We start from the raw sequence: 16,118 nt of genomic DNA, 5'->3' as shown, positions 1-16,118 counted from the left end.
GTCCAAGCCTGCGCAGGCAGGCTTGGAGCCGCGGACCTCAGCCCCTCAAGGGGGCGATACCGGCGGCCCGGCAAAGCCGGTTCCGCGGTATCCCTGGCCTTTGGCCGCGCCAGTTTCAGCGATGTGCGATACGTTCATTGAGGCGTCGATCTGAAGCGCGGCGCCCATGAAAAAACCGCCCGAAGGCGGTTTTTCACTTTGCTGCAGCGCACCCCGATCAAACGGCGGACTGGCGAACCAATCCGGGCTGTTTGCCTGAAAACGTCAGGCGGCGACTGCCTTTTCAGGGGCGAGGGCCAGGGCCTTGACCTTGGCCGACAGGCGGCTCTTGTCGCGGGCGGCCTTGTTCTTGTGGAAGATGCCCTTGTCGGCGACCGTGTCGACGATGCTCTGGGCCTTCGCGAAGGCTTCCGTCGCCTTGGTCTTGTCGCCGGCCAGCACGGCCTTTTCGACATTCTTCACGGCGGTGCGGTACTTGGAGCGCAGCGAGGTGTTCGCGGCGTTGAGCTTGACGTCCTGGCGGACGCGTTTACGGCCCGACGCGAGGCGCGGGTTCTTCTTCTTGGGCTTGGCGGATGCCATATTCAGTGTTCCTTGTGTGTCTGGGGATGATGCAGCAAAGCCCTCCATTATAGGCGAGAAGCGCCGAGAGCCCAGACCCACCAAAAAGAGGACCTGCGGGCGCCTACACTTCTGCCCCGTGTCCCTGTTCAAATCCGCCTCCACCGTCTCGCTGCTGACGCTCGCCTCCCGGGTGACCGGCCTGATCCGCGACGTCCTCATGACCTCGGTGTTCGGCGTCAGCGCGATGACCGACGCCTTCTACGTCGCCTTCCGCATCCCGAACCTGTTCCGGCGCGTCTTCGGCGAGGGCGCCTTCAGCCAGGCCTTCGTGCCGGTGCTGGCGGCCTCCAAGACCGAGCACGGCGATGCCGGCGCCAAGGCGCTGGTCGACCATGTGGGGACGCTGCTGACCTGGACCCTGATGGTGGTCTGCACGCTGGGCGTCGTGGGCGCGCCGCTGATGGTCTGGGCCATGGCCAGCGGCCTCCAGCAGAATCCCCAGGGCTTCGACGCCGCGGTGGTGATGACGCGCTGGATGTTTCCCTACATCGGCTTCATGTCGCTGGTGGCTCTGGCCGGCGGCATCCTCAACACCTGGCGCAAGTTCGCGGTGCCGGCGGCCTCGCCGGTGCTGCTGAACCTGGCGCTGATCGCCGCGATCGTGCTCGGCGCGCCGCTGTTCCGGCGCCTGGGGATCGAGCCGATCTACGCCCAGTGCGTGGGCGTGATGGCGGGCGGCCTGCTGCAACTGGCGATCCAGATCCCGGCCCTGCGCGGGCTGGGCATGCTGCCGCGCATCGGCGCCAGTTTCGGCGCGTTGCGGGCCGCCTGGACCGACCCGACCACGCGCCGCGTGATGCGGCTGATGCTGCCGGCGCTGATCGGCGTCAGCGTGGCGCAGATCTCGCTGCTGATCAACACCCAGATCGCCTCCCACCTGGCGACCGGCAGCGTCAGCTGGATCACCAACGCCGACCGCCTGATGGAATTTCCGACCGCCATGCTGGGCGTGGCCCTCGGCGTGGTGCTGATGCCGCAACTGGCCAGCGCCCGCGCCGCCAAGGACGATGCGCGCTACTCGTCGATGCTGGACTGGGGCCTGCGCCTGGTGGTGCTGCTGTCGGTGCCGTGCGCGCTGGCGCTGCTGGTCTTCGCACGGCCGCTGGTCGCGGTGCTGTTCCACAACGGGGCATTCACCGCGCTGCACGTGCAGCGCACCAGCCTGGCGCTGATGGGCTATGGCGTCGGGCTGGTCGGGCTGGTGGCGATCAAGGTGCTGGCGCCCGGCTACTACGCCAGGCAGGACACCCGCACGCCGATGCTGATCGCGGTCGGGGTGCTGGTGCTGACCCAGGTGCTCAATGTCTTGCTGGTGCCGCTGCTGCAGCATGCGGCGCTGACCCTCACGATCAGCATCGGCGCGCTGGTCAATGCGCTGTGGCTGCTGGTCGGGCTGATCCGCCGCGGCAGCTACCAGCCGGCGCCGGGCTGGGGCCGGTTCGTGTTCCAGGTGCTGCTCGCCTCCGCGGTGCTCGGCCTGCTGCTGGTCTGGGGCGATCGCCATTTCGACTGGATCGGCCTGCAGGCCCAGCGCCTGCTTCGTATCGGCCTGCTGGCGGCCCTGGTGGCCGGCGGCGCGCTGCTCTATTTCGCGGTGCTGGCGATGACCGGCCTGAAGCTTCGCAGCTTCGTGCGCCGCTGATCCGCCGGGGTGCCTTGACGGTCCCCGTCCGCTCCTCTACAAAGTCACATGACGTTCAGCTTCACGACGCCCACCGCTCTCGAATACTTCGAATCGCTGGTCAAGAGCGACGAGCAGTTTCCGCTGCTCGAGGCGGCCGCCAGCCTGGCCCAGGACGAGTATCCTGAGCTCGACGTCCAGCAGGTGCTGGGCGATGTCGACCAGCTGCTGGCGCGCCTCAAGCGGCGCCTGCCGGCCGACGCGGCGCCGTTGCACCGCCTGCGCTCCCTGAACCAGTTCTTCTTTCACGACCTGAGCTTCGGCGGCAACGTCAACGATTACTACGACCCCGACAACAGCTACCTCAACGCGGTGCTGCGCACCCGCCGCGGCATCCCGATCTCGCTCGCGGTGCTGTGGATGGAGCTGGCCCAGGGCTTGGGGCTGCAGGCACGCGGGGTTGGCTTCCCGGGTCATTTCATGCTGAAGGTCACGCTGCCGAAGGGGCAGGTGGTGATCGATCCCTTCACCGGAAAATCGCTCTCGCGCGAGGAGCTCAGCGAGCGGCTCGAGCCCTACAAGCGCAGCAACGGCCTGGTCGGCGACTTCGATGTGCCGCTGGGCCTCTATCTGCAGCCGGCGACGCCGCGCGAGATCATCGCGCGGATGCTGCGCAACCTGAAGGAGATCCACCAGGCGCAGGAAGACTGGCAGCGTGCGATCGCGGTGCAGGACCGGCTGGTCGCGCTGCTGCCGGAGGCCTGGGGCGAGCACCGCGACCGCGGCCTGGCGCATGCCGAGCAGGGCAATGCCGCGCTCGCGGTGCGCGACCTCGAGACCTACCTCGCGCATGCCGAGGACGCACTCGACCTCGATGCGATCGCCGAGCGGGTCGCCGCGCTGCGCCGGGCTGAATTCTGATGGAGCCGGTCAAGGTGCCGCCGGCCGACCTCGGGACGCTGCACCAGTTCCACGGGGTCCAGCCGGTGCTGCCAGTGGCCGATGCGGCGCGGGCCGCGCGCTATTTCTGCGACGTGCTGGGCTTCGAGCTCGACTTCATCGCCGGCGAGCCGCCGAGCTATGCGCGGGTCAGGAAGGGCGACCGCACGTACGGCGATCCGGTCTACCTGCGGCTGTGGCAATGTGGGCGGCGCGAGGCGAGTCCGTGGCGCGGCGAGATCGTGATCCATGTCGGGCAGGACATCGATGGGCTGCACGCGGCCTACGTGAAGCGCGGCGTCCACGTGGTCGAACCGCCGATCTCGCAGCCTTGGGGCCTGCGCGAGTTCGCGATCAAGGAGCCCGACGGCCACGTTCTGCGTTTTTGCGGCTACCTCTGACCGTCCGAGGGGGAGCCTGCCAGGCCGAACTGATGCCAGGCGCGGCGCAGCTGGGTGTCGCTGCCGAAACCCGAGAGTTCTGCCGCGCGCGTGACGTTGGCGCCCGATTGCAATGCCAGCTGCGCCGTGGCGAGCCGCAGCCGGCGCAGGTAGGCCAGCGGCGCCACGCCGGCGTGCGCGTCGAACAGCCGCGTCAGGTGCCGCGGCGAGGTGCGGGCGACCTCGGCCATGCGCGGCACGGTCCAGTTGGCCTGCGGCTCCTCGCTGACCGCGTCCTGCACCCGGTGCAATGCCGCGTGCAGGTGGTTCCGGTAGGCCAGGAAGGGCGACAGTTCGGGGTCCTGCGGGCCGCGCCGCATCGCGACCACCAGGGTCTGCGCCACCCGCGCCGCCAGGGTTTCGCCGCAGGCCTGGCCGATGCGGTGCAGCATCAGGTCGATGCCGGTGGTCACGCCGGCGCTGCTGTAGAGCGGCGCGTCGAGCACGAAGACCCGGTTGGCGACGACGTCGCAGCACGGCTCGACCGCTTGCAGTTCGTCCAGGTGATGATGGTGCGTGGTGGCGCGCCGGCCGGCGAGCAGGCCGGCGTGGGCCGCGAGCAGCGTTCCGGCGCACACGGTGATCAGTTCCAGCCGGCCGGCTTCGAGCCGCAGGCCGCGCAGCCAGTGCAGCAGGGCCCGCGCCGGCGCGTTATCGACGTCGATGGCGGCGCCCGGCAGGCCGACCAGCACCACCCATGTCGGGACCGTCCAGTCCGAAGGCAGGGGCTCGAGCCCCGCCAGCCGGACGCCGACCGAGCTGGCCGAATCCGGCTCCGGGCCCGCGAATACGAGTTCGAAACGCGGTGGCAGCCCGGCCGCCACCCGCAACTGGTTGGCAATGCGCAGCGCCTCCGCCGGACCGGCCCAGTCGAGCACCAGGCTGTGCGGCAGCAGCGCGAAGACCACCCGGATGGGAATTACGCCCGGGTCCATGTGACGTCCATCTGCCGCGCGGTGCGCAGCGCCAGCGGCTCGCCGGCCAGCCGTGCCACCAGGTGCAGGCTCATGTCGATGCCGGCGCTGATGCCGGCCGAGGTCACGACGCGGCCCTGGTCGACCCAGCGCACGCCTTCCCGGACGTCGAGCGTCGGGAAGCGGTGGCGCAGGTCGTCGATGTCTTCCCAGTGGGTGGTCACGGATTCCCGGCCCTGCAGCACGCCGCTGGCCGCCAGCAGGAAGGCGCCGGTGCAGACCGAGACGGTGATGCGGGCCGTGCGGCTGGTGCCGGCTATCCAGTCCCGCGTCGCGCTGCAGGCCATCGCCGCATCGACCACGCCACCCGGCACGATCAGCAGGTCGACCGCGGACGCGTCCTCGAAGCTGCGGTCCGGCAGCACCTGGAGGCCGGCGCGCATGCGCACCGGCGCCCTGCTGCGGCCCACGCAGTAGACCTCGAAAGGCGGCGGCGCGCCGGCCGCGTGGCGCTGATGCATGCGGACCGCGGTCGTGAAGACCTCGTAGGGGCCCGCGAGGTCCAGCGCCTCGACCTCGTCGAAAGCGAGGATCGCGACCCGCAGCGTTTCGGTCATTGCGTTCACCGGCGCGATTCCGCAAGCCGCTCGAGCGCCTGGCCGACGCTGCAGACGGTGGCGAAGCGGCCGTCGAGCACCGTCGCGGTGCGCGCCTGGATGTCGGCCGCCGACAGCGGCCGGCCGTCAGGCTGCACCATGTCGAAGGTCAGCGTGGCCTCGGTCACGTAGTCGACCTGCCAGCCGAGGTCGGAGGCATGGCGCGCGGTGGTCTCGCAGCATTGCTCGGTGCGGATACCGCTGACCACCAGCCGCTCGATGTGGTTCTGGGTCAGCCAGACGTCGAGGCCGGTGCCGACCAGGGCACTGTGGCGGCGCTTGGTGAAAGTGGCGGCTGCTTCGAACGGCGCCAGGCCTTCCAGCGGCCGCACGTGGCCGGACTCGACCGCGAAGGCATTGCTCGCGACCGCGGGCCCATCGCTGTGGAAGACGCGGACGATCGRCGCGCCGGCGGCAGCGAAGCCCTCGATCAGCGCGTTCTGCGCCGCCAGGTAGGTCGGCAGGCCGTGTTCGTCGAAATACGGGCGGTGGCGGAACGACTCCTGGACGTCGATCACTATCAGACAGTTGGCCATGGGCGGCATCTCCGGGTTGGAAGTGGATGATGCTCGCAATTTTCCTGGGCTTCTGTCGATCCGTCCGCGCCGCCGCGGACCGGAATCGATCACTTTCGGACATGAAGCAGCCTAGACCAGCGCGGCCGCCTTCAGTTCCTTCTTGAGATAGGCATAGAACAGCGGCGCCGCCACCAGCCCGGCCGGCCCGAACACCGCCTCGGCGATGAACATCACGGCCAGCAGCTCCCAGACCGCCATCTGCGTGCGGCTGCCGACCACCTTGGCGTTGATCAGGTACTCGGCCTTGTGGATCAGGACCAGGAAGACCAGGCAAACCAGCGCGGTGAGCGGCGACACCGACAGCCCGACCAGCGTGATGACCGCGTTGCAGATCAGGTTGCCGACGATCGGCACCAGCCCGGCGACGAAGGTCAGGGTGATCAGCGCCGGCGTGTAGGGCAGATCCATGTGCCACATCGGCAGCAGGAAGAGCAGGAAGATCGCGGTCAGGAAGGTGTTGAAGGCCGCGATCCAGAACTGCGCCGCCACGATCTGGCCGAAGGCCTCGCCGAAGAACACGATGCGGGCGCGCAGTTCGCGCGCCAGCGGCCGGTGCGAGGGCGGCCGGATGGCCACCGCGGCCAGGGACCCGACGATCAGGCCGACATAGGCGAACAGCAGGCCGCCGAGCCAGGCCCTGCCGGTGAGTGCCAGCGAACCCGCCTGCCCGCGCAGGTAGCCGGCGACGACGCGCTGCACCTCGGCCGAGCCCTCGGGCAGGTAGGCGCCGATGTCGCGCGGCAGCTTGAGCCGCAGTTCGAGCACGGTGCGCGCGATGTAGTCGAGCAGTTCCTTGTACTGGTCGGGGGCGTTGAGAACGAAATCGCGCGCCTCGGCGAAGCCCAGGATCAAAAGGCCGATCGGCGCCAGCATCACCAGCGTCGCCGCCGCCACCCGCGGCAGCGTCGGTGCCGCGCGCCAGGCCGGATCGTTGGCGCTGATCTTGAGGCGCTGCCGCAGGCCGAGATCGAGCGCGCCCGCCAGCCAGCGCGTGCCGAGGAAGCCGATGCACACGCACAGCAGGCCCGGCAGCAGCCCGTGCCACATGATCAGCAGCAAGCCTCCGGCGATGAGCAGGTAGCTCGCCGTGACCACGTAGCGCGACGAAGCGGCGGTGGTGTCGCTCACGCGGCGGGGGCGCTTCAGGCGACGACCACGGCGGCGCCGGTGCCGCGCTCGGCGATCACGCCGATGGAGTACACGGTCTCGCCGGCGGCCTGCAGCGTGGCCGCGCAGGCGGCGGCTTCGGCGGCATCGACCACCACCACCATGCCGATGCCGTTGTTGAAGGTCCGGTTCATTTCGATGTCGTCGATGCCGGCCACCTTCTGCAGCCAGGCGAAGAGCTCGGTCTGCGGCCAGCTGCCCTTCTTCAGGTGGGCCGCAGTGCCCTCGGGCAGCACGCGCGGGATGTTCTCGAGCAGGCCGCCGCCGGTGATGTGGGCCAGCGCCTTGATCGGGTGCTGGGCCAGGGCCGCCAGCACCGGCTTGACGTAGAGCCGGGTCGGCGCCATCACGGCCTGGCGGAAGGGCTGACCGTCCAGGGCCGCGGGCAGGGCGTCGACAGCGCGCTCGATCACCTTGCGCACCAGGCTGAAGCCGTTGGAATGGACGCCGGACGAGGCCAGGCCGAGCACCACGTCGCCGGGCTTCACGTCCTTGCCGGTCAGGATCTTCGACTTCTCGACCGCGCCGACCGCGAAGCCGGCCAGGTCGTATTCGCCGGCCGGGTACATGCCGGGCATCTCGGCGGTCTCGCCGCCGATCAGCGCGCAGCCGCTGAGTTCGCAGCCGCGGGCGATGCCGCCGACCACCGCCGCGGCGGTGTCGACATCGAGCTTGCCGCAGGCGAAGTAGTCGAGGAAGAACAGCGGCTCGGCGCCCTGCACCAGCACGTCGTTGACGCTCATGGCCACCAGGTCGATGCCCACGGTGTCGTGCATGTTCCATTCGAAGGCCAGCTTGAGCTTGGTGCCGACGCCGTCGGTGCCGCTCACCAGCACCGGCTCCTTGTAGCGCTTGGGCACCTCGAACAGGGCGCCGAAGCCGCCGATGCCGGCGAGAACGCCCTCACGCATCGTCTTCTTCGCCAGCGGCTTGATGCGGTCGACCAGCGCGTCGCCGGCATCGATGTCGACGCCGGCGTCCTTGTAGCTGAGCGGGGTGGTGGAGTTGGAGTTCATGGGCGGGCCGGGCTGAAGAGGGGGAGGGCGGAAGGAGGAGGACAATGAGGCCGGCAACCGATCTGGGCGGGCCGATAGAATTCGCCACGATTTTAAGGGCGCTGATCGACCCTGCCCCCGCTTGCCACTTCGTGTCCTGCGCCATTTCTCCATGAATCCTTTCTTCGCGTCGTCCGCGCCTTCCCTGCCGCCCCCGGCGGCCTCGGCATGAAGCAGCTCGCGCTCGACATCGGTATCGCCAGCGGCCCGACGCTGGCGGGCTTCTTTGCCGGGCCGAACGAGCCGGCGCTGCGGCACCTGCAACTGTGGGTCGGCGACGCGCGCGCGCCGACGCTGCATTCGCCGGTGCCGACCTACCTCTGGGGCGAGGGCGGCAGCGGCAAGACGCACCTGCTGGAGGCCGTACGCGGCGCCCTGCGCGAGCAGGGCGCCAGCGTCGGCTGGCTCGACCCGGCGGCCAGCAACCCGCCCGAGTTCGACGAGCGCTGGGGCGCGGTGCTGCTGGACGACGTCCATCTCTACAACGCGGTCCAGCAGCACGCGGCCTTCAACTGGTTCGTCAATGCCCAGAGCCTGCAGCGCGGCGTGGTCGCCGCTGGCGCCCTGCCGCCGGCCGACCTGCCGCTGCGCGAGGACCTGCGCACCCGGCTGGGCTGGGGCCATGTGTTCCACTTGCAGGTGTTGAGCGAGGCGGAACGCCGTGCGGTGCTGCGCCAGGCCGCCGACGACCGCGGCGTGATGCTGTCCGACGAGGTGCTCGACTACATGCTGCACCGCTTCAGCCGCGACCTCGGCAGCCTGATGGAGCTGCTCGCGCAGCTCGACGGCTATGCCTTGCAGACCCAGCGCGCGATCACGATCCCGCTGATCCGGTCGATGCTCGAAAACGAATAGGGCCCAGCCCACTTTCCAATGATCAAGAAATTCATCGACAAACTCCTCGGCAAGTCCGGCGCCGCCGGCTCCGGCGGCAAGGCCCGCTTCGGCAAGCGGCAGGAGGTGGACGCCTCGGTCCACGGCATCGACCCGGCGCTGGTCGACGAGCGCGCGAGGAACGTGGTGACCACCCTGCAGCAGGCCGGTTACGAGGCCTACGTGGTGGGCGGCGCGGTGCGCGACCTGCTGCTGGGCCTGCGGCCGAAGGATTTCGACGTCGCCACCAACGCCACGCCCGAGCAGGTCAAGGGCCTGTTCCGGCGCGCCTTCATCATCGGCCGGCGCTTTCGCATCGTGCACGTGGTGTACGGGCGCGGGCGCGAGCACGAGGTGATCGAAGTCTCGACCTTCCGCGCCTACATGGACAACGCCGGCGCCGAGCAGGTGGCCGGCAACGAGCGCACCAGCAAGGGCGAGCTGGCGGGCATGAAGCACGCCGTGGACGCCAGCGGCCGGGTGCTGCGCGACAACGTCTGGGGCCCGCAGGAAGAAGACGCCGCGCGGCGCGACTTCACGGTCAACGCGATGTACTACGACCCGGCCAGCCAGGTCGTGGTCGACTATCACAACGGCATCAAGGACGCCAAGAAGCTCACGCTGCGCATGATCGGCGACCCGATCACGCGCTATCGCGAGGATCCGGTGCGCATCATTCGCGCGATTCGCTTCTCGGCCAAGCTGGCGGCGCTGGGCTTCAAGCTCGAGCCCAAGACCGCGGCGCCGCTGATCGAGTCGAGCCGGCTGCTGGCCGACGTGCCGCAGAGCCGCCTGTTCGACGAGATGCTCAAGCTGCTGCAGACCGGCCACGCGGTCGCCACGGTGGCGCAGCTGCGCAAGCTCGGCCTCGCGACCGGCATCTATCCGCTGCTCGACGTCGTGGTCGAGCGCGCCGAACAGCCCTTCGTGAACGCGGCGCTGCAGGACACCGACCGCCGGGTCGGCGAGGGCAAGCCGGTGGCGCCGAGCTTCCTGCTGGCCTGCGTGCTGTGGGCCGACGTGCGCGACGGCTGGGCCCAGCGCCAGGAGGGCCGGCACGGCCAGCGGCCGCAGGCCCCGTTCCCGGCGCTGCAGGATGCGATCGACGATGTCTTCAACGCCCGCATCGGCGATGTCTCGGGCCGCGGCAAGCTGGCCGCCGACATGCGCGAGATCTGGATGATGCAGCCGCGTTTCGACAAGCGAAGCGGCTCGACGCCGCACAGCCTGGTCGAGCAGGCGCGCTTCCGCGCCGCCTTCGACTTCATGCGCCTCAGGGCCGATGTCGGCGAGGTCGGCGAGGCGATCGCCGAGTGGTGGCAGGAGTTCAGCACCGCCGACGACATTCGCCGCCAGGACCTGATGGACCAGGTGCGCGACGAGCAGCACAAGAAGACCCGCCAGCGGGTGCCCGCGCGGCCGCCGGTCCAGGCGCCTTCCGAACGCCGCGCGAGCGGTCCGGGCGAGGAGGCCGATGGCGCCCCGCCGCCGGACGGCGAGGCCTCCGATGCGCCGCGCAAGCGCCGCCGCCGGCGCAAGCCGCGCAGCGGTGGTGCCGGCGAGGCGGGCAGCGTCGCGGCCGAATGATTGCAGCGCCGGGCGGGGGGCTTGCATGACTTTCCGTGCGTTCGTCGCGATCGGCGCCAATCTCGGCGACGCGCGCGACACGGTGCTTCGGGCCATGGACGATCTCGATCGGGTGCCGCAGACCCGCGTCAGCGCCCGTTCCTCCCTGTACCGCAGCGCGCCGGTGGATGCCGGCGGCCCCGACTTCGTCAACGCGGTGGTGGAACTCCGGACCGAGCTCGACCCGAACGCGCTGCTGGCCGAACTGCAGCGCCTCGAAACGGGTGCCGGCCGCGAGCGGCCCTACCGCAATGCCCCGCGCACCCTCGATCTCGACCTGCTGCGCCATGGCGACGCGGTGCTCGACACCCCGCGCCTGCGCCTGCCGCATCCGCGGATGGCCGAGCGCGCCTTCGTCCTGTTGCCGCTGGCGGAAATCGCCCCGGAGCAGGTCACGTCCCTTCAACTCGCACAGGTGGCGGAGCAGCGGATCGAGCGGCTCTGAGAGCCGTTGCCAGCCCGCCCATTACACTTGCGCGGTTTTTCACGATGGCGTCACGGGCATGTGCTCGTGACGGCCCAGAACCCAGGAGAGCGCCATGTTCGGCAAGCTGCTGCCCCGCGAGGGGAATTTTTTCGAGATGTTCAATCAGCATGCCGACCGCATCGTCGAAGCCGCGCGCGCCTTCGAGCATCTCGTGGCCAACTACAACGACCTGCACCTGCGGGAGCAATACAACCGCGATGTCGACAACGCGGAGCGGGCGGCCGACCGGGTCACGCATGACGTCAACCGGCTGATCCACAAGACCTTCATCACGCCGATCGACCGCGAGCAGATCCACAAGCTGATCAACACCATGGACGACGTCGCCGACCTGATCCAGGACTCGGCCGAGACCATGGCGCTGTACGACGTGCGCCACATGACCGAGGAGATCACCCGCCTCACCATGCTCAGCGTGAAGTGCTGCGAGCGGGTCAAGGACGCGGTCAAGTTCCTCTCGAAGATTGCCGATCCGGCCACGGCCGAGGCGACGCTGAAGACCTGCGAGGAGATCGATCGGCTCGAGTCCGATGCCGACCGCGTGATGCGCAGCGCCATGAGCAAGCTGTTCCGCGAGGAGCCCGATGTCCGCGAGGTGATCAAGCTCAAGGCCATCTACGAGCTGCTCGAGACCATCACCGACAAGTGCGAGGACGTCGCCAACGTCATCGAGGGCATCGTCCTCGAGAACTCCTGATTCAGCGGGCTTTCGAATGGCAACGGTTCAGGTCGCCCTCTGGGTGGTGGTGGTGCTGGTCGCGCTGGCCATTGCCTTCGATTTCATGAACGGCTTCCACGATGCGGCGAACTCGATCGCCACCGTGGTGTCGACCGGCGTGCTCAAGCCCGGACAGGCGGTGGTGTTCGCGGCGTTCTTCAATCTGGTCGCGATCTTCGTCTTCCACCTGAGCGTGGCGGCGACCATCGGCAAGGGCATTGCCCAGCCGGACGTGGTCGATGTCCACGTGGTGTTCGGCGCCCTGATCGGCGCCATCAGCTGGAACTTCGTCACCTGGTACTACGGCATCCCGAGCAGCTCGTCGCACGCGCTGATCGGCGGCATCGTCGGCGCGGTGATCGCCAAGGCCGGCTCGGGCGCGCTGGTGGCTTCCGGCATCTGGAAGACGGTGGCCTTCATCTTCGTCTCGCCGCTGCTGGGCTTCCTGCTCGGCTCGCTGATGATGGTGGTGGTCGCCTGGGGCTTTCGGCGGGCGACGCCGTCGCGCGTCGACCGCTGGTTCCGGCGGCTGCAGCTGGCCTCGGCCGGCGCCTACAGCCTGGGCCATGGCGGCAACGACGCGCAGAAGACCATCGGCATCATCTGGATGCTGCTGATCGCCACCGGCTACGCCGCCGCCGACGCCCCCTCGCCGCCGACCTGGACCATCGTGAGCTGCTATACCGCGATCGCGCTGGGCACCATGTTCGGCGGCTGGCGCATCGTCAAGACCATGGGGCAGAGGATCACCAAGCTGAAGCCGGTCGGCGGCTTCTGCGCCGAAACCGGCGGCGCGCTGACGCTGTTCCTGGCCACCGCGCTGGGCATCCCGGTGTCGACTACCCACACCATCACCGGCGCGATCGTCGGCGTCGGTTCGGTGCAGCGCGCCAGCGCGGTGCGCTGGGGCGTGGCCGGCAACATCGTCTGGGCCTGGGTGCTGACGATCCCCGCGTCGGCGTTCGTTGCGGCGATCGCCTATTGGGTCGGATTGCAGGTTTTCTGACGGACCGCGGTAGACCTGCCTCGAGGTCGATAGAGGAGCGATGCAAGTCCGAACGAAATCACCGGAGGCAGCCTGAGGTCGCGGAGGAAGCCATCGCCAGCTACTTGGGACCTACCTCCATCCGGGGCACGACCTGGCGAAGTGAGACGACAAGTCCGATCGCGCACGCGCCAAGCAGCCACACACCCCAGTCGAGGATGAAGAAGCCGTTCAGCGTGTAGCTGATGACAGAGCCGGCGATACCGAACGAGAGGATGTATGCGCACTCGGCGGCGCTCAGTGCGAACCAAGACGGCCGCCGCATCGCCGGGCTTCTGAAGTGCGTCCATAGCGCGGTCCCGAGGCCAAGAGTGCTCAAGAGCAGCCACAGGCCTACCGACATCCCCATGTAGGCGGTGATAGGTCCAACAAAGACGGTACCCTTATCGATCGGGTAGGCGATGACAGACCACAGAAACGGCAGGGAGGATGCCGCAATCATGATGCTCACTATGCGGACAGACCGAAGCCGCCTGCTATCGAAGTCCTTCACTGAATATCCTTTCCGCCAAGGACTTCCAACGGCTCACCGAGTCCTTCACAATTTGAGCGTAGTAGAAATGACCTTCTGCTTTGCCGCTTGTGAACTGCTGACCCAGTGTCGGGATGGCTTTCACAATTTCCATCTGCGTCATCCCCGCATAGAGCGGGTCGCCCTTGTCTCCGAGATCGATCACGGCGACTTTCCTGATGTGCGGTGCTGTCCTGAGGTTGGCGAGAAAACCTGCATCGATGGGTGAACCAATCAGCACGAGATGATCTACGACGTGGCCGCGCTTCGAGTAGAAGTTTGCGGTTTGCGCGGCAAGCAGTGAGCCATAGGAGTATCCAATCAGATTGAACTGAGGGGCGGCGGAGCTCATTCCCTTTGTGATGACCCACTCCCCATCATCCTCGTATCGAATGGGCACGCCTGCCCGAAATGCGTCGATCAGTGTGCCCGCTGTCTTCGCGAACTCGGGAAGTCCAGCGCTGCCCGTGTTGCTCAGGCCGACGCTCACGTTCTTGATCCCCGCAGCGATGAGTGCTTGCAATTGCGGCTGAATGTAGGCCCCGTCGAGTCCTGCCCCGCCCCAGTAGAGCGTTCCGCGAGGTCGCTTGACGTAGATCGTCGCCGGTGCCGTATCGCTCTTAAGTGTGAGCGCGGCGACGCCGGTTGCGATTGGCACCAGCAGAGGAATGGCCACTATGCGCCCTCCGCCAGCACTTCGATTTCAATCGAGTCACCCGCATTGCCAGAGACTCGCTCCGTGTAGCCATGGCCGTCCGTGCGCCCCAGCATCTCTCCGCCTCGGTACGTCAGCTTGTACCGGCGCTCCTTGATAGGCTCGCCGGTCGACTCCTCCACGACGCAAAAACGCTGATCGTATTTGTCGGCCTCGCGGGTGGGAGGCAGTCCATATTGGAATGGCGCGGTCGCAAGTGTGGAGAGGTCGACAGAACCTCCATCAGAGTTGCCGCTGGTGGAGTAAGTGACTTGCGACGCCACAAGCCGAGGCGGAATCGGACAACGACAGATGCACAAGTCATCGCTGAGGGCCTGCTCTCTTCCGTGGCGACCGGTCGATGGTATACGGTCGCCGATGCAGCGTATAAAGCCGACGCTCTTGCACGTTCGGCAAAACACTTGGTCACCCTCGAACGAGCATTGATGACCATGCCAGAGATGCGTGGCGAGTCCCGTTAGAACCAAGCCCGCGCTGGTCGTGGTATCGCCCACATGGATGTAGTACCGCGTGCCCATCTATTCACCCTGACCGGCTTTGTGACTGTTGTAGCCAGCCTCAAGAAAGCCGGCAATGGACACGTCGTCCGCGCACTCCCAAATTTGCCCTTGATCCTGCAAGCTCCTGACGATGGTGTCTCCGTTGTCTGTGGCACTGCAGACGATGGCAATGGGTTTGCCTTCGAACATCATTGCGACGCCAGCCCCAGAGACAATCTTGCTTTCTGAGCCGTCCGGGTAGCGCACCACGTCGCCCACGCAAGCGATTCGGTGACCTTCAATGCAAATGCCGGTGCTGGCGCTGGCAACTGTGCCGCCGCGAGMCGTCGTCGCGCCCAGCGTGGCAAGCGGAAAGATGGACTTGATCGGACGGTCTGGAAGTCGTTCGGGCGTCCCGTGGTGAATTTGCGACTGAGCTTGTAACGGCGGGCTGGGTGTAGCGGGCATATCCTCTCCTTTTGAAGGATTGGAAAGCTAGCACCCAAAGTCGTGACTTTGTTCCTAGCGACAGATTTCCAGAATTTTCCGACGAGGAAAAGTCCTTTGTGACGACGGACTAACGTGCCTGGCGCTCGGGCTCCGCTCGTTTGTTCCTGAGCACAGGCGACAGCATTGGCGCCGAGCGCTCGCGTCGGCGCGGGCCTACTGCGACATTTTTCGGCCTTGCTCGATCTCGTGCTCGAAGAAGCGCTGGAAGCTGAAGGCGATGCTGGCCATCAGGATCGTGCTGCCGAAGAACAGCGCCAGCACCACCGCGCCGATGGTCAGCCAGCCGGTGTTGCCGGCCGCGGCATCCCCGGAACGGCCGGCGTTGTAGCGCGCATTCCACTTCTCGGGCGTCATGAGCCCGTAGACGATGGCGGTGAGGGCGCAGCCCGCAATGGTGAAGCCCAGCATCGGGATCAGCACCCAGCTCAGGCCGTCGTCGCTGCCGTACAGGCGGACCCGCTCGATGCCGTAGAGGCCGAGCGCGGTCGGGATCGGCAGCAGCCAGCCCAGCAGGCTTCCGAAGCCGCGCAGGTAGAAGCAATGCAGCCCCAGCGGGCCGCCCAGGAAGGCCAGCCAGACGGCCAGGGTCTTGTTCTTCATTCGGGGCGGGTGCTGCTGCCTTCGCCGAGCACTTTTTCCATCAGCACGACGTCGCGCCATTCGCCGAACTTCCAGCCGCAGTCCTTCAGCACGCCGACGTGGCTGAAGCCCTGGGCGCGATGCACGCCGACCGAGCCGGCGTTGGCCGAGTCGCCGATCACCGCGATCAACTTGCGCACGCCGACCGTTTCGGCGGCCTGCGACAGCGCCGCCAGCAGCTGGGCGCCGAGGCCCTGGCCGCGGGCGCTGTCGGCCAGGTAGATCGAATCTTCGGCCGAATAGCGGTAGGCGGGGCGCGGCTTGAACCAGTTGCAGTAGGCGAATCCGAGCAGTTCGCCGTCGCGCTCGGCCACCAGGTAAGGCAGGTTCTTGGCCAGCACATCGGCCCGGCGGGCGGCCATGTCGTCGGCGCTCGGCGCCTCGGTCTCGAAGGTGCCGGTGCCGTGCAGCACGTGGTGGGCATAGATGGCGGTGATGGCGGCGATGTCTTCGTCGCGGCTGGGGCGGATCTGGATCATTCTGGGAGTTCGGCGGGGCCGGAAATTGGAGAATCAGGAGAG

The 16,118-nt window shown here is 67.7% G+C and carries 20 protein-coding genes; 8 read left to right on the top strand and 12 right to left on the bottom strand.

Going from position 1 to position 16,118, the window contains the following annotated elements; genetic code table 11:
* Positions 1–264 precede the first annotated feature (264 nt).
* Positions 265–582 carry a 30S ribosomal protein S20 gene (gene rpsT / locus AC1D2E_RS26420; RefSeq protein WP_286368432.1) on the bottom strand — a complete coding sequence of 106 codons (318 nt, stop codon included), beginning with the start codon at positions 580–582 and terminating at the stop codon, positions 265–267.
* 118 nt (positions 583–700) lie between these two features.
* Here rpsT and murJ point away from each other — a divergent pair, with 118 nt between their 5' ends.
* From murJ to AC1D2E_RS26405, 3 genes are read left to right on the top strand one after another with little or no spacing between them, the layout of a single operon-like run.
* Positions 701–2,266 carry a murein biosynthesis integral membrane protein MurJ gene (murJ, locus tag AC1D2E_RS26415; protein ID WP_478200145.1) on the top strand — a complete coding sequence of 522 codons (1,566 nt, stop codon included), beginning with the start codon at positions 701–703 and terminating at the stop codon, positions 2,264–2,266.
* A gap of 48 nt (positions 2,267–2,314) precedes the next feature.
* Positions 2,315–3,166, top strand: a complete 852-nt coding sequence (locus tag AC1D2E_RS26410) for a SirB1 family protein (protein ID WP_478177168.1) — start codon at positions 2,315–2,317, stop codon at positions 3,164–3,166.
* A complete protein-coding gene (locus AC1D2E_RS26405; protein ID WP_478200144.1) occupies positions 3,166–3,585 on the top strand; it encodes a bleomycin resistance protein in 420 nt (139 codons plus the stop codon). The genes AC1D2E_RS26410 and AC1D2E_RS26405 overlap by 1 nt, the downstream gene beginning before the upstream one ends.
* Here the strand turns inward: AC1D2E_RS26405 and AC1D2E_RS26400 are convergent.
* The 5 genes from AC1D2E_RS26400 to purM all read right to left on the bottom strand — a co-directional run bounded on the left by AC1D2E_RS26400 (position 3,576) and on the right by purM (position 7,955).
* Entirely contained in the window at positions 3,576–4,559 is a 984-nt protein-coding gene (locus tag AC1D2E_RS26400) for a GlxA family transcriptional regulator (RefSeq protein ID WP_478200143.1), read from the bottom strand. The genes AC1D2E_RS26405 and AC1D2E_RS26400 overlap by 10 nt on opposite strands.
* Positions 4,544–5,155: a DJ-1/PfpI family protein gene (locus AC1D2E_RS26395; protein WP_478200146.1), complete on the bottom strand. Its 612-nt coding sequence runs from the start codon at positions 5,153–5,155 to the stop codon at positions 4,544–4,546. Before AC1D2E_RS26395 ends, AC1D2E_RS26400 begins: the two co-directional genes overlap by 16 nt.
* Before the next feature lie 5 nt (positions 5,156–5,160).
* On the bottom strand, positions 5,161–5,730 hold the full coding sequence (locus tag AC1D2E_RS26390; protein WP_478200142.1) for an isochorismatase family protein: 570 nt from the start codon (positions 5,728–5,730) through the stop codon (positions 5,161–5,163).
* A gap of 111 nt (positions 5,731–5,841) precedes the next feature.
* The gene (locus AC1D2E_RS26385) at positions 5,842–6,900 is read right to left on the bottom strand and encodes an AI-2E family transporter (RefSeq protein ID WP_478200141.1); all 1,059 of its coding nucleotides are present in this window, start codon (positions 6,898–6,900) and stop codon (positions 5,842–5,844) included.
* A gap of 14 nt (positions 6,901–6,914) precedes the next feature.
* Positions 6,915–7,955, bottom strand: coding sequence for a phosphoribosylformylglycinamidine cyclo-ligase (purM, locus tag AC1D2E_RS26380; RefSeq protein WP_478200140.1), 1,041 nt, complete (start codon positions 7,953–7,955; stop codon positions 6,915–6,917).
* 207 nt (positions 7,956–8,162) lie between these two features.
* On the opposite strand from purM, the gene hda reads away from it, so the two are divergent.
* The 5 genes from hda to AC1D2E_RS26355 all read left to right on the top strand — a co-directional run bounded on the left by hda (position 8,163) and on the right by AC1D2E_RS26355 (position 12,704).
* Positions 8,163–8,849, top strand: coding sequence for a DnaA regulatory inactivator Hda (gene hda / locus AC1D2E_RS26375; RefSeq protein ID WP_478177174.1), 687 nt, complete (start codon positions 8,163–8,165; stop codon positions 8,847–8,849).
* A gap of 18 nt (positions 8,850–8,867) precedes the next feature.
* Positions 8,868–10,454: a polynucleotide adenylyltransferase PcnB gene (pcnB, locus tag AC1D2E_RS26370; RefSeq protein WP_478200139.1), complete on the top strand. Its 1,587-nt coding sequence runs from the start codon at positions 8,868–8,870 to the stop codon at positions 10,452–10,454.
* 25 nt (positions 10,455–10,479) lie between these two features.
* Entirely contained in the window at positions 10,480–10,938 is a 459-nt protein-coding gene (folK, locus tag AC1D2E_RS26365) for a 2-amino-4-hydroxy-6-hydroxymethyldihydropteridine diphosphokinase (RefSeq protein ID WP_478200138.1), read from the top strand.
* A 94-nt stretch (positions 10,939–11,032) separates the two neighbouring features.
* On the top strand, positions 11,033–11,677 hold the full coding sequence (locus tag AC1D2E_RS26360; protein WP_478114687.1) for a DUF47 domain-containing protein: 645 nt from the start codon (positions 11,033–11,035) through the stop codon (positions 11,675–11,677).
* 16 nt (positions 11,678–11,693) lie between these two features.
* Positions 11,694–12,704, top strand: coding sequence for an inorganic phosphate transporter (locus tag AC1D2E_RS26355; RefSeq protein ID WP_478200137.1), 1,011 nt, complete (start codon positions 11,694–11,696; stop codon positions 12,702–12,704).
* A 100-nt stretch (positions 12,705–12,804) separates the two neighbouring features.
* On the opposite strand, the gene AC1D2E_RS26350 is transcribed toward AC1D2E_RS26355, so the two are convergent.
* The 6 genes from AC1D2E_RS26350 to AC1D2E_RS26325 all read right to left on the bottom strand — a co-directional run bounded on the left by AC1D2E_RS26350 (position 12,805) and on the right by AC1D2E_RS26325 (position 16,076).
* A complete protein-coding gene (locus AC1D2E_RS26350) occupies positions 12,805–13,185 on the bottom strand; it encodes a hypothetical protein (protein ID WP_478200136.1) in 381 nt (126 codons plus the stop codon).
* A gap of 34 nt (positions 13,186–13,219) precedes the next feature.
* Entirely contained in the window at positions 13,220–13,930 is a 711-nt protein-coding gene (locus AC1D2E_RS26345; protein ID WP_478200135.1) for a hypothetical protein, read from the bottom strand.
* The gene (locus tag AC1D2E_RS26340) at positions 13,930–14,487 is read right to left on the bottom strand and encodes a PAAR domain-containing protein (protein WP_478200134.1); all 558 of its coding nucleotides are present in this window, start codon (positions 14,485–14,487) and stop codon (positions 13,930–13,932) included. Before AC1D2E_RS26340 ends, AC1D2E_RS26345 begins: the two co-directional genes overlap by 1 nt.
* Positions 14,488–14,916 carry a PAAR domain-containing protein gene (locus tag AC1D2E_RS26335; RefSeq protein WP_478200133.1) on the bottom strand — a complete coding sequence of 143 codons (429 nt, stop codon included), beginning with the start codon at positions 14,914–14,916 and terminating at the stop codon, positions 14,488–14,490. It lies immediately after the preceding gene.
* A gap of 195 nt (positions 14,917–15,111) precedes the next feature.
* A complete protein-coding gene (locus tag AC1D2E_RS26330; protein WP_478200132.1) occupies positions 15,112–15,558 on the bottom strand; it encodes a TM2 domain-containing protein in 447 nt (148 codons plus the stop codon).
* Positions 15,555–16,076, bottom strand: a complete 522-nt coding sequence (locus AC1D2E_RS26325; RefSeq protein WP_478200131.1) for an N-acetyltransferase family protein — start codon at positions 16,074–16,076, stop codon at positions 15,555–15,557. The genes AC1D2E_RS26330 and AC1D2E_RS26325 overlap by 4 nt, the downstream gene beginning before the upstream one ends.
* Positions 16,077–16,118: the final 42 nt, after the last annotated feature.

Source organism: Variovorax sp. P1_H2, from assembly GCF_056405295.1.
Note: the sequence above shows the minus strand (reverse complement) of the source record. Positions and strands in the feature narration are given on the sequence as shown.

Excerpts from the sequence above, each read along its gene's own strand:
- rpsT (WP_286368432.1), bottom strand. The coding sequence starts at position 582 with ATGGCATCCGCCAAGCCCAAGAAGAAGAACCCGCGCCTCGCGTCGGGC.
- AC1D2E_RS26410 (WP_478177168.1), top strand. The coding sequence starts at position 2,315 with ATGACGTTCAGCTTCACGACGCCCACCGCTCTCGAATACTTCGAATCG.
- AC1D2E_RS26405 (WP_478200144.1), top strand. The coding sequence starts at position 3,166 with ATGGAGCCGGTCAAGGTGCCGCCGGCCGACCTCGGGACGCTGCACCAG.
- AC1D2E_RS26400 (WP_478200143.1), bottom strand. The coding sequence starts at position 4,559 with ATGGACCCGGGCGTAATTCCCATCCGGGTGGTCTTCGCGCTGCTGCCG.
- AC1D2E_RS26395 (WP_478200146.1), bottom strand. The coding sequence starts at position 5,155 with ATGACCGAAACGCTGCGGGTCGCGATCCTCGCTTTCGACGAGGTCGAG.
- purM (WP_478200140.1), bottom strand. The coding sequence starts at position 7,955 with ATGAACTCCAACTCCACCACCCCGCTCAGCTACAAGGACGCCGGCGTC.
- hda (WP_478177174.1), top strand. The coding sequence starts at position 8,163 with ATGAAGCAGCTCGCGCTCGACATCGGTATCGCCAGCGGCCCGACGCTG.
- pcnB (WP_478200139.1), top strand. The coding sequence starts at position 8,868 with ATGATCAAGAAATTCATCGACAAACTCCTCGGCAAGTCCGGCGCCGCC.
- folK (WP_478200138.1), top strand. The coding sequence starts at position 10,480 with ATGACTTTCCGTGCGTTCGTCGCGATCGGCGCCAATCTCGGCGACGCG.
- AC1D2E_RS26360 (WP_478114687.1), top strand. The coding sequence starts at position 11,033 with ATGTTCGGCAAGCTGCTGCCCCGCGAGGGGAATTTTTTCGAGATGTTC.
- AC1D2E_RS26355 (WP_478200137.1), top strand. The coding sequence starts at position 11,694 with ATGGCAACGGTTCAGGTCGCCCTCTGGGTGGTGGTGGTGCTGGTCGCG.
- AC1D2E_RS26350 (WP_478200136.1), bottom strand. The coding sequence starts at position 13,185 with ATGATTGCGGCATCCTCCCTGCCGTTTCTGTGGTCTGTCATCGCCTAC.
- AC1D2E_RS26340 (WP_478200134.1), bottom strand. The coding sequence starts at position 14,487 with ATGGGCACGCGGTACTACATCCATGTGGGCGATACCACGACCAGCGCG.
- AC1D2E_RS26330 (WP_478200132.1), bottom strand. The coding sequence starts at position 15,558 with ATGAAGAACAAGACCCTGGCCGTCTGGCTGGCCTTCCTGGGCGGCCCG.
- AC1D2E_RS26325 (WP_478200131.1), bottom strand. The coding sequence starts at position 16,076 with ATGATCCAGATCCGCCCCAGCCGCGACGAAGACATCGCCGCCATCACC.